At 63.6% G+C, this 14,030-nt stretch carries 13 protein-coding genes; 2 read left to right on the top strand and 11 right to left on the bottom strand.

All coding sequences use genetic code 11. The features are described from left to right. Positions 1–14: 14 nt before the first annotated feature. Entirely contained in the window at positions 15–1,697 is a 1,683-nt protein-coding gene (gene mdcA / locus VGL01_RS01255; RefSeq protein WP_331566268.1) for a malonate decarboxylase subunit alpha, read from the bottom strand. A gap of 58 nt (positions 1,698–1,755) precedes the next feature. Then, positions 1,756–2,550, bottom strand: coding sequence for a GntR family transcriptional regulator (locus VGL01_RS01250; protein WP_331566575.1), 795 nt, complete (start codon positions 2,548–2,550; stop codon positions 1,756–1,758). Positions 2,551–2,664: 114 nt separating this feature from the next. On the opposite strand from VGL01_RS01250, the gene VGL01_RS01245 reads away from it, so the two are divergent. Further along, positions 2,665–3,963, top strand: a complete 1,299-nt coding sequence (locus VGL01_RS01245; protein WP_331566266.1) for an MFS transporter — start codon at positions 2,665–2,667, stop codon at positions 3,961–3,963. A 17-nt stretch (positions 3,964–3,980) separates the two neighbouring features. Here the strand turns inward: VGL01_RS01245 and VGL01_RS01240 are convergent, their stop codons facing one another. Together VGL01_RS01240 and VGL01_RS01235 are read right to left on the bottom strand one after the other, a co-directional pair. Further along, positions 3,981–5,483: an SH3 domain-containing protein gene (locus VGL01_RS01240; protein WP_331566264.1), complete on the bottom strand. Its 1,503-nt coding sequence runs from the start codon at positions 5,481–5,483 to the stop codon at positions 3,981–3,983. 68 nt (positions 5,484–5,551) lie between these two features. Next, entirely contained in the window at positions 5,552–6,502 is a 951-nt protein-coding gene (locus tag VGL01_RS01235) for a phosphorylase (RefSeq protein WP_331566262.1), read from the bottom strand. 326 nt (positions 6,503–6,828) lie between these two features. On the opposite strand from VGL01_RS01235, the gene VGL01_RS01230 reads away from it, so the two are divergent. Continuing rightward, positions 6,829–7,953 carry a hypothetical protein gene (locus tag VGL01_RS01230; protein ID WP_331566260.1) on the top strand — a complete coding sequence of 375 codons (1,125 nt, stop codon included), beginning with the start codon at positions 6,829–6,831 and terminating at the stop codon, positions 7,951–7,953. 18 nt (positions 7,954–7,971) lie between these two features. Here the strand turns inward: VGL01_RS01230 and VGL01_RS01225 are convergent, their stop codons facing one another. From VGL01_RS01225 to VGL01_RS01195, 7 genes are all read right to left on the bottom strand, one after another. Beyond that, the gene (locus VGL01_RS01225; RefSeq protein WP_331566258.1) at positions 7,972–8,250 is read right to left on the bottom strand and encodes a hypothetical protein; all 279 of its coding nucleotides are present in this window, start codon (positions 8,248–8,250) and stop codon (positions 7,972–7,974) included. 143 nt (positions 8,251–8,393) lie between these two features. Continuing rightward, positions 8,394–9,362, bottom strand: a complete 969-nt coding sequence (locus tag VGL01_RS01220; RefSeq protein WP_331566256.1) for a type II secretion system F family protein — start codon at positions 9,360–9,362, stop codon at positions 8,394–8,396. A 47-nt stretch (positions 9,363–9,409) separates the two neighbouring features. Beyond that, positions 9,410–10,387 carry a type II secretion system F family protein gene (locus VGL01_RS01215; RefSeq protein WP_331566255.1) on the bottom strand — a complete coding sequence of 326 codons (978 nt, stop codon included), beginning with the start codon at positions 10,385–10,387 and terminating at the stop codon, positions 9,410–9,412. Between the two features lie 21 nt (positions 10,388–10,408). After that, on the bottom strand, positions 10,409–11,770 hold the full coding sequence (locus tag VGL01_RS01210) for a CpaF family protein (protein WP_331566253.1): 1,362 nt from the start codon (positions 11,768–11,770) through the stop codon (positions 10,409–10,411). Between the two features lie 20 nt (positions 11,771–11,790). Then, positions 11,791–12,999, bottom strand: coding sequence for an AAA family ATPase (locus tag VGL01_RS01205; RefSeq protein WP_331566251.1), 1,209 nt, complete (start codon positions 12,997–12,999; stop codon positions 11,791–11,793). A gap of 24 nt (positions 13,000–13,023) precedes the next feature. Further along, positions 13,024–13,488, bottom strand: a complete 465-nt coding sequence (locus tag VGL01_RS01200) for a TadE/TadG family type IV pilus assembly protein (protein ID WP_331566249.1) — start codon at positions 13,486–13,488, stop codon at positions 13,024–13,026. Continuing rightward, positions 13,485–14,021 carry a TadE family protein gene (locus VGL01_RS01195; RefSeq protein ID WP_331566247.1) on the bottom strand — a complete coding sequence of 179 codons (537 nt, stop codon included), beginning with the start codon at positions 14,019–14,021 and terminating at the stop codon, positions 13,485–13,487. The genes VGL01_RS01200 and VGL01_RS01195 overlap by 4 nt, the downstream gene beginning before the upstream one ends. Positions 14,022–14,030 lie beyond the last annotated feature (9 nt).

The following is a 14,030-nucleotide window of genomic DNA, read 5'->3' as shown; positions in this document are numbered from 1 at the left end:
GCGGGGGACACGGGTTACCAGCTCCTGAAGCGGGCAGGGGGCGCATACAGACCGCCCGACCATGCCACGAGATCGTCGATGCTGCGTGCCGCGAGCAGCGAGCGTTTCGCTTGCGCGCGGCGGATGCCGAGGTCTTCCGGATAGGCGACGATACCGCGCCGCCGCAACTCGGCCGTGCGCTCGGGCTTCGCGCGCAGGCCGATCGGCGTCACGCCGGCTACGGCCGCGAGCGCGGCGCGCCGCTCCTCGATACCTTGGGCCTTGTGCAGATAGGCGATGCCTTCCTCCGTGACCACGTGGCTGACGTCGTCACCGTAAATCATGACGGGCGCGATCGCCATGCCGCTCTTGGCCCCCACGGCCACCGCGTCGAGTTCGTCGACGAAAGTCGGCTCCCCGCCTTTTTTGTACGTCTCGGCCAGCTGGACGACGAGCTTGTGGCCACGCGCGATCTCCGCGCGTTCGGCGCCCGCCGCTGGCGCCTGCGCCGTCAGGAGCTTGAGCCACGGCTCCGTCGCATGACGGCGCCCGCGCGGATCGTGGCCCATGTTCGGCGCGCCGCCGAACCCCGCCAGCCGCCCGCGCGTGACCGTCGACGAATTGGCATCGGCGTCGATCTGCAGCGTCGAGCCGATGAAAAGATCGACGCCGTATTGCCCCGCCAGTTGGCACAGCACGCGGTTCGAGCGCAAGCTGCCGTCGCTGCCGGTGAAGAATACGTCGGGCCGCGCGGCGATATAGGCTTCCATGCCGACTTCGCTGCCGAAGCAATGAATGCTCTCGACCCAGCCCGATTCGATCGCCGGTATCAACGTGGGATGGGGGTTCAGCGTCCAGTTGCGGCAGATCTTGCCCTTCAGGCCCAGCTCGGCGCCATAGGTCGGCAAGATCAATTCGATCGCGGCCGTGTCGAACCCGATGCCATGATTCAGCGACGTGACGCCGTAGGCTTCGTAGATGCCGCGTATCGTCATCATCGCGGTGAGCACCTGCAGATCGCCGATATGACGCGGATCGCGCGTGAAAAGCGGTTCGACGGCAAACGGCCGGTCCGCGACGACTACGACATCGACCCACGATCCGGGAATGTCGACGCGCGGCAAGACGTCGACTATTTCGTTGACCTGAACGATCACGATGCCGTGCCGGAATGCGGCCGCTTCGGCAATCGTCGGCGTGTCCTCGGTGTTCGGTCCCGTATAGAGGTTGCCGTGACGGTCGGCCTTTTCGGCGCACAGCAGCGCTACATGCGGCGTCAAATCGACGAACATGCGCGCGTAGAGCTCGACATAAGTATTGATGGCGCCGATTTCGAGCTGACCGTCTTCGAGCAGTTGCGCGACGCGCAGGCTCTGCGGCCCTGCGAACGAGAAGTCGACCTTGTGCGCGATGCCGCGCTCGAACAGCGTCAGATGCTCGGGGCGGCTGATGCTCGAAATGAGCAGGTGCACCCCGCTGACCGTCGCCGGATCCACTTGCGCGAACGAGCGCGAGAGAAAGTCCGCCTGCTTCTGGTTGTCCCCTTCGAGGGCCACGCGGTCGCCGGGGCGAATCAGCGCTTCGAGCGCATCGACGATGCGCTCGCGAGGTAGCACCCCGTCGGCGAGCCACGGCGAGACGACGGCCATGCGCCGCGCCTTTTCGTCCCGCAAGGTGGTCCATGAGCGTTTGGCGGTCGTGTCGGCAACGGAATTCATCGGCAAGTCGGCTCGGGTTGGCTCGAAATGGGTGGCTCGGTGAGGGAGCGCACGGCGATCAGTCTTTCAGCAATTTTGGCGCTGCCGCGCGGCGCTTATGTGCCGCGTTGGCATTCGTTGCTGAGCCGGACGCATTCATGTTCTCGTTCCCGCTTTCGCGCAGGAGGCGGTAGAGCAATTCTCCGGTACCAAGCAAATGCGCGCTCAACAATTTCTGCGCCGTGGGGATGTCGCGCTTGCGAATCGCCCGCATCAACGCCGCATGCTCGCGATCGGACACGCTTTTGTGATCGGGCAGGCCGAACTTCACGCGCAGGTAGCGCTCGCCGCGGCGATGCAGGGTGGTGATCAGTTCGATGAGCTGGGGGCGCCGTGACGGCGCATAGAGGCTCATATGAAACGCCTCGTTGCGCGCGACGTAAAGCGCCGGATCGGGCTCCAGGCGTGCCGCCTCGCAAAGCGCTTGAGCGTCGTGCAGTGTCGCGTCGGTGTGCGCCGGAATCGCGCACGCGATGGCGAGGCTTTCCAGCGAGGCCCGGATCTCGTAGATCTCGCGTGCTTCGTCCGCGCTCAACGGAGCCACCGTCGCGCCCTTGTTCATTTCGACTTTTGCCCAGCCCTCGGTTTCGAGCTGGCGCAGCGCCTCGCGAACCGGAATCGCGCTGACGGAGAAGTGACGCGCGAGCGCGTCTTGCCGGAGCGGCGCACCGGGTGCGAGCGTGCCGTCGACGATGGCCGCGCGCAACGCGTCGGCCACCATTTTCGCCGCACTCGTGCGCGGCGCGATCGAGAGGGTGCCCCGCGGCAGCGCGTCGCCGGTGCCCAAGGGTAAACGATCCGTTGCTTCGTTCATCATGGTCGATATTATATACAAAATATTCGATATAGAAATGGGACAAACCCTGGGCGGCATGCACGGGGAGTTCCGCGGGGCTGAACCGTCGAACGGTACCTTAGGAGGAGTCTGATGAATTCGATAACCGATAGCGCGCGCGCCGCGCGACGTCGCACGCCGCTCAATCGTTCGCAGATTGCGGGCTTCTGGGGCGCGTGGGCCGGATGGACGTTGGACGGGATGGATTCGTTCATCTATGCGTTGGTGCTGACGCCCGCGCTGACGGAATTGCTGCCGCGTTCCGGCTACGCGGCAACGCCGGCCAACATCGGGCTCGCGGGCTCGATTCTTTTTGCTCTGTTCCTCGTGGGCTGGGGGTTGTCCTTCATCTGGGGGCCGCTCGCCGACCGCTTCGGGCGTACCAAGGTGCTGGCCGGGACGATCTTCACGTTCGCAATTTTCACGGGTCTTTCCGCCACCGCCCACGATGTCTGGCAACTGGGCTTCTTTCGATTCCTGGCGGGGGTCGGGATCGGCGGCGAATGGGCGCTTGCGGGCACGTACGTCGCCGAAGCATGGCCGGAGGACCGCCGCAAGATGGGCGCGGGCTACCTGCAGACCGGATACTACGCGGGCTTTTTCCTCGCGGCCGCACTCAACTACACCATTGGCGTGCATTTCGGCTGGCGCGCGATGTTTTTGACGGGCGCCGTCCCCGTCGTCGTCGCCATCCTCATTCTGCTGCGCGTGAAAGAGCCGGAGAAGTGGCAGAAGGTCGAAGCGCGCGTCGTGCATTCGCACCCGCTGCGTGAGATTCTGGGCGCCGGCTATCGGCGCCGAACCTGGGTAGCGTGCGCATTGCTGACCATTGCCATCGTCGGGCTCTGGGCCGGTGCCGTTTATGAGCCGTCGGCCGTCATCCAGCTCGCCGTGAAGGCCGGGATGGGCAAGGCCGATGCGATGAAGACGGCATCGCTCGCAACGGGTCTGCTGTCGATCGGCACGATTCTCGGCTGCCTCGCGTTGCCGCCGCTCGCCGAGCGCATCGGCCGCAAAAAGACGCTCGCCTTCTACTTTGCCGGCATGGCGGTTTCGATCGTCGGAAGCTTCGGCTGGGCCTTCTACTTGCCGAACGGCCTTGCGCCGTTCATTGCATGGCTTTTCGCGCTGGGCTTTTTTGGCGGAAATTTCGCGCTGTTCAGCCTGTGGTTGCCCGAGCAGTTCGAAACGCGCGTCCGGGCAACGGCGTTCGCCTTTTGTACTTCGTTCGGCCGTTTCGTCGGCGCCGGGGTCAATTTTCTGCTCGGCGCCGCCGTCGTGCAGACACATACGCTGGGCGTGCCCGTCGCGTTGACGGCGATCGCGTTCGTCGTCGGCCTTTTCATCATTCCCTTCGCACCGGAGACGCGCGGCGAGACGTTGCCCCAATAGGGGCGGGGGCGGGCCCGTCAGCCCGCCGCGTTGTCCTCGTCCGGGGCGGGTGTCGCGCCTCTCGGCTCGCCGAGGATGCTGATTTGGAACACCGGGGTGGCGGCAAGCGATTGCAAAAGGGGGTCTTCCGGAATGCTCAGTAAAAGCGGAAAAATCACCGAGCCGCCGATCACGGCGCGCCGGCTGTTATCGGCCGGCCGCAGGCCCCAGATGTCCTGATAGACGAGCGGGACGGTCTGGCCGTCCCGAACCGTATTGCCCAGGTAGAGCATGACGTGGCCGCCGATATAGACGAGTGTGCGCATCGGCGCGCCATGCTCGACGAGGTATGCGATGCGCTCGGCGGGTTTGGCGCCGGATAGATCGGTCATGCGGCCCGCGCCCATCTGGGTCGATGAGTGACGCGGCAACCATACGCCGAACGCAGCAAAGATGCTCTGCAGTTCGGACGAACAATCGTTATAAAGCCCCAAGTTGCCCCAACCGTACGGGCGCCCGATCAGCGCTTTCATCAGCAGCGCCAAATGTCTCGGCGTCGCGGCGAACGGCATCGGCGCGATCTCGGAAGCGCGCAGCGTGGCGCGATGGATGACGGCATGGCCGTCGATGTCGCGCACGGGGACCCATACCGGATAAGCGCCGGTTCGGGGCGCGTCGGCACCCGGTAAGCTCGGCGTCGCCAAGGGCAGCACGGTGCCGGCGGGGGCGTAAAAGCGGAACGCGCCGGTGTCGTCGCTGACCGGGACCGACGCGGCGATGACCGCACCCCATGCCGCGCGCGCGGTCGCACGCCATCGCGAGACGAAGGCTTCGTCGACGCTCGCGACACCCGGCGCCTGCACCCATCCCTGCACATCGGGTGTTTGCACGTAAGCCCAAGCACGATCCGCGCTGCGGCCGATCACATAGAGCGGCGTGCCGGGCCTGACGGCCGTCACCTGCAGGTTATCGAACGGATAGCCCTCGCCGGCGAGTTGGTGCGAGTAGTACGACGGGTCGGTCGTCGGGAGTTCGCGCACGAATAGATTGTCGGTGGCGATCGCGCGCGCCGCTTCCTTATAGCGAGGGGTTCGTGTGAACTGTGCGATATCCATGTTCGTTTCGATGGAATCGATCCACGCGTCGGTATGCGGCCGATAGTTCTGTCCATAGCCGATGCGCCGTTCGCTCTTGCCCGTATTGTCGTAAAGAGCGATGTGTCTGCGCTGGAGATCGGCGATATCCGTTCCCCCCTGACCGTAGAGCCGCGCCGCGATGAACGCGCCGTTCCAGGGCGAAGGATCGTTCGCCTGCGTGCCGAAGTAGCGCGCGTAGAACGCGTCGAGATGGGCGCGCTGCTCGGGCGGGCTCAGAAACGGCTGATCGGAGTTGGGGCTCGACGGGTCGATCCAGCGGTCGACATTCTGGTCGTAAGCCGCGAGCGGGAACAGCGCAATGGGATCGCGATGGAGCGCCTCGCGCGAGCTCGGCGATAGGGACGCACATGCCGCGAGCGCGATACACAGCGACGCGATCGCCATGCGAGCCGCGCCGCGGAAAAAAGAGGTTTTCGACATCGTCGAGCAGTCTGGAGAATCGACACGTACGTTCATTCCGACGACACACCGGAGCCAGGTTCGCGCGCGACGCGGCGCAGCACTTCGAACGGGCCGAGCTGCCGGATCGTCTCCATTTGTGCGGCATCGCGTACCACGAGCGACCCGGCAAAGCCCAGCGCATTGATCGAAATGCCTTCGACGCATTCCGTCGTCCGCGGCACGAGCAGCATCCAGCGCGGGGTGAACAGCAGGCTGTAGGGCGCGCGCTGTGGCGGACAAGCCGATGCGTCGTGGCGCTCGACACCGAGGTCGAGCGCGTCCAGCAGTGCTTCGTAGCGCTCGAACGCCACCCGTGCGGCGCGCTCGGGCGCCGAGGGCGTAAGCCAGGTGAATGCATGCTCGAAGGGCAACTGCGGCAGCGTACTGGCCTGCTCGCCCTGCTGCGCATCGGGAAAAAGCGTTTCGATCGGGACGCCCGTGCCGTCCAGGCCGAGCGGCAACGGCAGGATCTGCATATGCTTGTGCCGCTGACTTGCTCCGGCTGCGTCCCCGCCGTTATAGAAGCCGAGGCCGTCGAATTCGGCGAGGCAGGCACACCACGCTTCGAAATCGGCCAAGCCGAGCAGGTTCTCCTGCTCCTCGAAGGCACGCGTGGGAATCACGAGGTGGTGCTCGACGATATTGAATTTGTTCAGCAGCGCGACATGGGTTGGCGACACATCGGCCACAAATAGATCCGGATCGTAGGGGAGGAACGGATCGGCCGAAGGGGTCTCACGTTCGCCTCGCTCGTCTTGCTTGCCTTGGCGACGGCGTTCGCTCGCCTTACGCGCTAGGCTCGACACTTGCCGTATCACGAAGCGCACGCCGCGAGCTTCGATGGTCGTCGCGACGGTATCGATCGAATGCAGCGCGCCCGACTCGATGGCATGTTTCGATCGGCGCACTATGGAACGCCAAAGGGTGCCAGGCGTAAACGGTATGAACGCGGAGAGCGGCATGGCGGAAAAGGGACAAAAGGCATTGTGCCGGTCTCGTCATTGTGGCGCAAATTGCCCCGAGGCCGCGATTCGAACGATGAAACGCGGATATCGGCGTGAAAGCGTTCGATGGCTCACATCGTTGGGCGCACGCTGACGCCAACATGGCGAAAACGGCAAGGTTATAGTGAGGATAATCGTGAGACCAACCAAAGAGAGCCCGCATTGCCACCGGAGCCGGATCGACGAATCCGGGACGGGGCCGCGCCGCTCGACGCACATGTACCGCCGCTGGCGGGCACGGGGATTGCGTTGGGGGTCGTGATTCAGGGCGGCGGATACCGCAAATGACGAGACGACACATCTCTGATCCTTGGCGCTTGGCGGATTTGCAGCGCACAGCATCCCGGCAGATCATGCCGTGCTCGCTCGTCTATCTCGACAGCGGGGCAGCCGCAAGCCCGAACTGGCGGGGCAAGGATCCCACTTCGTATGTGCGGCAGGCCGTGTGCCTGAACAGGTCGCTGCTGCGCGCCGGCATGCCCCGGCTCAATATCTTTACGAACGCCGTCGATACGGTTCACAGCGTTCTTGCCGCGGTGCCCGAGAACGCTCGACCAGTCGTGCACGAGCTCGAGACGACACATACGGCTTTGCCCAAGACCACGCCGTTTTATGCGGCGCATTTCAAACTCGATTTGATGGCGCAGGTGGCGAAGCGCATGCCGCGCGACGCGCTGTTTTTATTGCTCGATACCGACATGGTGGCGTTGCGCCCGCTGGGGCGCGGGATCGTCGATCGTGCGGCGACGCTCGGCGCGGGGGTCTTCGATATTTCGGATCAGGTGTTTCCAGCGTACGGCAGTCCGCGCGTCATTGCCGATCTGGAAATTGCGGCGGGGCGGTCCCTGGTCAATCCGCGCTGGTACGGCGGCGAGTTTTTACTGTGTACCGCGACATTCCTCCAGCGCCTCGTCGATCAGGCGAGGCCTTGTTTCCGCCGTTATATCGACGAAATCGGCCACCTCAATCATCACGGCGACGAAGCGTTCATTTCGGCGGCGCTTTGCCTGCTCGTGGAGCAGGGGCAATCGGTCGTGGAAGTCGGAGCCTATCAGGCGGTGGGCCGCCATTGGCCGGGCAATACACACCGTAATCTCAATTGGTTCAGCCGGTGCGAATTCCTGCACCTGCCCGGCAGTAAGGCGCTCATCGAACGCGAGGCGCGCTATGCCGAATTCGATCCGGCCCGCTTATGGCGTGCGCTTTCGTATCGGCACCGCCTCGGGCAGATCCGCGCCGCGGCGAAGCTGCTTGTGCAGGCGTTCATGCGGACGCCGGCTCCCGATATTGGCGAACAGCCGCGCCAGGTGCGCGACGCGCGCGACGCGGCCGCAATCATCCCCGGCGAAGGCGATGCTTCGAGAACGCGCAACCTGCAAGCGGAGTCCGGTCGGGCAAGCGGCCGTTAGATCGCCGGCCGGCGCGGGCTAACCGCCGAAAGGATCGCGGACGTCTTTCGCCTCGCTGTCGTCGGAGAGGTTGTATTCGGCGCGGACTGCTTTCAGCACCTCGGCGACGAACCGTTCGTAACCCACCGCATTGCCGAAATGCTTCATCGTCCAATTGCAGCCTGAAGCATCGGGCTCTTGTTTCTGCGGCCGGGGCACGCTTATCTTGACGCCGTCCTCCACCAGTTCGTGGATGCGGTGGATCCGACGGGATACCTCATCCCGCAAGCGGGAAGCATTGAGGGTTTTACGGATCACGGCTGGCTCCTTCGGTGCACGCATGGGTCGAATGTTTATTTACCATGTCGTGCGGCGAAGGGCCAAGTCGTTTCGAGGGGGGGGCGCTTTGGCGGCTCGGCGTCAGCGCTTGCGGTTTCAGGGTTGCTGTTCGTGCTTTCGGTTCAACCGCCCGAGCCCGTCATGGTCGGCAGGAGAACCCGATAGACGTGAATGAACGCGGGTCCCAGCAATACAGTCAGCAACGCCGGGAAGATGCAGAACGCGAGCGGGAGCAGGAGCTTCAGTGCGATTTTGGCAGCTTGCTCTTCGGCGCGCATGCGCCTGCGCGTGCGCAGCGTGTCCGAGAGTACGCGCAGCGAATCCGCGATGCTCGTGCCGAAACGTTCGGCCTGGATCAGCATCGTCGCGAATGAATCGATATCGTCGACACCGGTGCGCAGTGCCAGATTACGCAACGCCTTTTCGCGCGTGAATCCGGAGCGCATTTCGAGCAGCATCAGTTCGAGTTCGCTCGCGACGACGACACTGCGTATCTTGATTTCCTCGCAGACCTTCATGAGCCCCGCATCGAGACTGAGACCGGCTTCGATGCAGACTGTCAGCAGATCGAGCGCATCGGGAAAGTCCTCGAAGATCGTGCGCTTGCGCAATTTCACGCGCCGCCTGAGGATCGTATTCGGCAAATAGTTGCCGCAGGCGCCCAGTACGACGAGCACGCCTGCCATTTCCATCGGCGTAGCCGCGAGCGACGTGCGGGCGAGCCACGGCAGCGCGGTTAGCGGCAGCAGTAGCGCAAGCGCTGTTTTCGCCGCGAAGTAAATGGCCGAGGCATTGGGCGAGCGCCAGCCTGCATTCATCAGGAGCACGCGCAGGGCGGAATTTTCCCACCCTTCCTTGGGAGTCGAGAGCCTGGCGATCGGCTGAGAGATATCGGCGATCTTTTGCAACCAGACACCGGTGGTCGTCTCCCCGGGAGCCGACAGGCCCGACGGCGCGAGGCCCCCAGCCTGCTCGATGCGCTTTTTCATGTCGCGCGGCGACATAATCAGCATGGCGCCTAGCACGCCCGCGGACACGAACGCAAAGAGGCCGATAAAAAGCAGTATGTTGATGGAGTTGGGCGATTGCACGATGGATCCTCCTTGCTGTCATCGACCGCGCCCCACGGGCGCGGATGTCATACGCGGATGCGAATGATGCGGCGCATCGAATAGATGCCGGCCACCATCAAAAAGGCCATCACGCCGAGCACTTTGAACCCAGCGGGATCGGTCCATAAGACCTCGAGAAACGCACGATTGAGGACCGACATCGCGCCGGCTGTGATGAACGGCAGCAAGCCGAGCACCCATGCCGATAGCTTGCCTTCGGCGGCCAGCACACGGACCTTGTCGAAGAGCTTGAACCGCTCGCGGATCAGAAACGCGATGCCGTCGAGCACCTCGGCGAGATTGCCGCCCGTTTCGCGCTGGATCAGCACGGCGATCACGAAGTAGCGCAGGTCCCGTATGGGAACCCGGTTGGCGAGGTTCAGCAAGGCATCGTTGAGCGGAACCCCGTAGTTGATTTCATCGAACATAAGGCGGAATTCTCCGGCGGCGGGTTCGGCGAATTCCGTGGCCACCATGTCGATTGCGCTTGGAAACGAGTGGCCGGCGCGCAGCGCGCGGCTGATCGCATCGGCAGCATCAGGCAACTGCTTCTCGATCTTCGCGAGCCGCTTCGCCCGGCGGCGGCGCACCTGGAGGTAGGGCAGTGCGCCCGTTGCCAGCGCAACCAGCGGAACCAGGAGAACGGGCACTGGCAGAACCAAGCCGACGACCAACACGACGACCGGCAAGGCCGCACTGGTTGCGATGAGCCGTGAGGACGACCAACTCATGCCCGATTGATGGATGAATAGATCGAGCGTCTGCATGCGAGGCAACTGCGCGAGAAGCTTTTCGAGCGCGTTCGATTCGCGCAGCATCCGGTCCTTGAGGATCGTCAGGCGTTCTTTTTGAACCTGTCCGCCGGCCGAGAGCGAGCGGATGCGAGCTTCAATGCGTAGCGCAGCAGCTCCATGGCGGCTGTTCCACCATAGGTAACCGCCTTCGAGCGCGAGCACGACGGCTACGAAGAGCAAGACGATAAACGCATAGAAAATCGAGTCCATATCGGCCTCCTTGGGCGCGGGTCAGGTCGTCTCGTAGCGGCGGGACGGATCGTAGAGCTCGTCTGGCAAGTGGATGCCGAACGCCTGCAGCCGCTCGGCAAACTTGGGCCGCACACCGGTCGCGCAGAAGCAGCCACGCACCGAACCGTTCTTGTCGACCCCGGAGCGCTTGAACGCGAAAATCTCCTGCATATTGATGATTTCGCCCTCCATCCCCGTCAGTTCCTGAATGCTGACGATCTTGCGCCGGCCATCGGTCAGCCGCGTGGCCTGAATGACGACGGAAATCGCGGAGGCGACCTGCTGGCGCATCGTTTTCGGCGGCAATCCCATGCCGGCCATGCTGATCATGTTTTCGAGCCGGGTCAGCGCGTCGCGAGGCGTATTTGCGTGGATCGTCGCAAGAGAACCCTCGTGACCGGTGTTCATTGCGGCGAGCATATCGAGCGCTTCCGCGCCGCGCACCTCGCCGAGGATGATGCGATCGGGACGCATGCGCAGTGCATTGCGCACCAGTGTGCGTTGCGTGATTTCGCCTCGTCCCTCGATGTTCGGCGGCCGCGTTTCGAGCCGCAGCACATGCGGTTGCCGCAACTGCAATTCGGCGGCGTCTTCGATCGTGACGATGCGCTCGTCTTCGGGAATGAATCCGGACAGGATGTTGAGCAGCGTTGTTTTACCGCTGCCGGTGCCGCCGGAGACGAGGATGTTGACCTTTGCGCGTGCGAGTGCGTCGAGCAGCTCGGCCATTGGCGGCGTGAGCGTTTGCAGGTCGACCAAGTCCGAGATTTTAAGCGGATTGACCGAAAAGCGGCGGATCGAGACCAGAGGGCCGTCGATAGCCGAGGGGGGGATGATCGCGTTGACGCGCGAGCCGTCCGGCAGCCGGGCATCGACCATCGGGCTCGATTCGTCGATACGCCGGCCGACGCGAGAAACGATCTTTTCGATCACCTTCATCAGGTGAGCGTCGTCATAGAACGTCACGTCGGTCAGCTCGAGCTTCCCCTTGCGCTCGATGTAGGTCTGTCGGGACGTATTGACGAGAATGTCGGAGATGGTCGGATCGCGCAGCAATGCTTCCAGAGGGCCGAAGCCGAACATCTCGTCGTAGACGTCGACGATGAGCTGCTTGCGCTCCTGGTCGTTCGCCGGCACGCGTTCCTCGTCCAGTATCCGAGCGATCAGTGCGCCGATCTCGTCGCGCACCTGTTCGGTCGGCATGCGCGAGAGCCGCTCCAGTTCGACGCGATCGAGCACCGCGTGGTGCACGTCGCGTTTGAGAGTCTGATAGGCGGACCGGGCCATACTGTTTCCCGGCGCACCGTTGCGTTCGCCGAACGATTTTACGAATTGCCCGGATATCTGCTCACGTAACGACATGATCCTCTCCCCATCCTTGCTTACATGGTCTTGAGCTTCGGCGCGACGCTACGCCCGAAAAGGCGCAGCGGACGTGCTTCGGTGCGCGCACGCCCGCGCGCGGCTGCAGGTACGCGATCGACGATGTTGTCGGCCAGTTGCTGCAGGGCGCGCGCGATGCCGCTCGAACGCTTGACGCTTGAAACGGGTACGCCTTCTTCGAGCGCTGCGCGAACGACGTCGGCGTCCTCGGGCAGCACCTGATAGGGCGACATGTCGAGTACCTCTTCGAGCGTTGCGCGTGCGCGCTCTGCATCGCGCGTGTGGCGGTTCAGCAGCAGGCGCAGGCTGTCGGACCCATAGCCGAGCGAGCCCAGGATTTCGCGCAGACGTCTGCCGGCGCGTACGTGGGGCATTCCAGGTTGGAGCACCATGTGGATTTCGTCGCTTTTGTCGAGCGCGAGCATCGACAGGGGGTTCACCAATTGCCCCAGATCGAAGATGACGAAGTCGTAGCGCGGGACCGCGATGCCGAGAAGCCATTCGAGCTGTTCATGGTGCAGCTCGCCCGCTTTCACGGGGTCGCCCGCACCGGCCAGCACGTGAAACGTCTCGCTCACGCGCAACAGGCTCGCATCGAGAAACGCCGAGTCCATCCGCTCGATCTGGTCGCACATCTGCGGCAACGTGGACGGTGGTGTTTCGCTCGTCACGAGAAATGCCGCATCGCCGTAAAGCTGGTCGAGATCGATCAAGAGAACACGTTTTTGCCGGCTCGTGGAGATTGCATGGGCCACGTTGCTCGCGATCAGCGTCGTGCCGTTGCCTCCCTTGGAGGCGATGAACGACACGATGCGCGTTTCACGGCCTCCGCTGAGCGAGCGCTTGCTCTCGGCGCGCAGCAGAGCCTCGCTGAGCGAGTGCTGATCGAGCGGCCAGCCGAGCACATCGCGGAATCCGGCCCGCATGGCGGCGATCAGCGTCTGCGGCGATGCGTCGGGGGTCAGCAGCACGCAGGTGAGCCGGTCGTGGCGTTGGTTGAGCTCGGCGATGACGGCAAGCTCCGCGTCATCGAGGGAGATGGCATCGACGATGAGGACATCGAACGCGTCGAGGCCATCGCCTCGCTGTGCCAGCTGAGAAGGGCTGCCGACGGTCCGCGTGGTGCGATAGTTGCCACATGTGCCGATCAACCTCACGATCTCTGTGAGGCGCGAGGCGTCTTTCGAAATGCTGAGTATGTCGATCATGATCGTGTGAAAAGCTGTCAGGGGTTATTGGCAAACCGTGCCGCCCGTCGAGGTGGCGAGGCTTTCGCGTGGCAACGTGGTGGTGAGCGGTGGCATGGTGAGCGTGAGCGGAATGAATGGAATCATGGTTTGCACGCTGACATTGGTGACGCTGACCGTGACGAAAGTGCAACTGTTGCGCGCGGTGTCCGCGTCGGAGTCGCAGCCTGACGGGGTATACGCGAGATCGACGTTCGCGGCGGCAAGCAGCGGCAGCAGCTTCTTGATGCGCTGCTTGACGACGGTCGCGTCGGCATCGCAGACGACTGCGGTCCTCGCACCGAGGCGTACCGCCTCGCTGGCCGTGTTCCAGTAATAGAGCACGCGGGCGAACTCGAAGATGCCGATGAGCAGTGTGCAGAACACCGCCGCGACGATGCCGAATTCGACGATCGCGGCACCGCGCTGCCGGCGGCGCGACGCAGCAAGGGGATAAGCGCGCGCGTTCATGACACCTGCCTCATGACGGTGAATATGTTGTCGAAGTTGAAGGTCCCGAGCTTGAAGTACGGCTCGATCGGGGTGTACGGGAAGCCCGCGATCTTCACCTCGACCAGGCTGATGCTGCCCGATTGCACGCCGCCCGCCGCGCCGTTGTTCGTGTCGTAGGTGGGCACGTTCGAAAACGATGTGGGGTCGGTCGAATCGGTGCATCCCGCCGAGCTGCTGGCATCGCAAATGGTGACCATCGCGGTTGTGAGGCCACTGACGAGCGGTGTCCCTCCGCATGTCGTACTGCCATAGACGACGAGGCACTTCGCCTCCGAGATCGGGTAGCTGGGATCGGTTGGCAGATAGGTCGACAGATAGCGCGCCGCGTCTCGGGTACCCTTGGTCAGTGCATCGTATTGCCAGATTGCGTGGCCGAACTCCGCCACGCCCATCGCCAATACGATGAGTGGAATCAGGACGATGGCGAACTCGACCATGGCCGCGCCGCGGGTACGCTTGCGGGATCTCTGTTTGAACTGGCGTGCTTTCATGGCTGCCTC

The organism is Trinickia sp., assembly GCF_036503415.1.
Lineage (GTDB): Bacteria > Pseudomonadota > Gammaproteobacteria > Burkholderiales > Burkholderiaceae > Trinickia.
Note: the sequence above shows the minus strand (reverse complement) of the source record. Positions and strands in the feature narration are given on the sequence as shown.

Excerpts from the sequence above, each read along its gene's own strand:
- VGL01_RS01200 (WP_331566249.1), bottom strand. The coding sequence starts at position 13,488 with ATGAACGCGCGCGCTTATCCCCTTGCTGCGTCGCGCCGCCGGCAGCGC.
- VGL01_RS01240 (WP_331566264.1), bottom strand. The coding sequence starts at position 5,483 with ATGGCGATCGCGTCGCTGTGTATCGCGCTCGCGGCATGTGCGTCCCTA.
- VGL01_RS01250 (WP_331566575.1), bottom strand. The coding sequence starts at position 2,550 with ATGAACGAAGCAACGGATCGTTTACCCTTGGGCACCGGCGACGCGCTG.
- mdcA (WP_331566268.1), bottom strand. The coding sequence starts at position 1,697 with ATGAATTCCGTTGCCGACACGACCGCCAAACGCTCATGGACCACCTTG.
- VGL01_RS01195 (WP_331566247.1), bottom strand. The coding sequence starts at position 14,021 with ATGAAAGCACGCCAGTTCAAACAGAGATCCCGCAAGCGTACCCGCGGC.
- VGL01_RS01230 (WP_331566260.1), top strand. The coding sequence starts at position 6,829 with ATGACGAGACGACACATCTCTGATCCTTGGCGCTTGGCGGATTTGCAG.
- VGL01_RS01215 (WP_331566255.1), bottom strand. The coding sequence starts at position 10,387 with ATGGACTCGATTTTCTATGCGTTTATCGTCTTGCTCTTCGTAGCCGTC.
- VGL01_RS01235 (WP_331566262.1), bottom strand. The coding sequence starts at position 6,502 with ATGCCGCTCTCCGCGTTCATACCGTTTACGCCTGGCACCCTTTGGCGT.
- VGL01_RS01205 (WP_331566251.1), bottom strand. The coding sequence starts at position 12,999 with ATGATCGACATACTCAGCATTTCGAAAGACGCCTCGCGCCTCACAGAG.
- VGL01_RS01245 (WP_331566266.1), top strand. The coding sequence starts at position 2,665 with ATGAATTCGATAACCGATAGCGCGCGCGCCGCGCGACGTCGCACGCCG.
- VGL01_RS01210 (WP_331566253.1), bottom strand. The coding sequence starts at position 11,770 with ATGTCGTTACGTGAGCAGATATCCGGGCAATTCGTAAAATCGTTCGGC.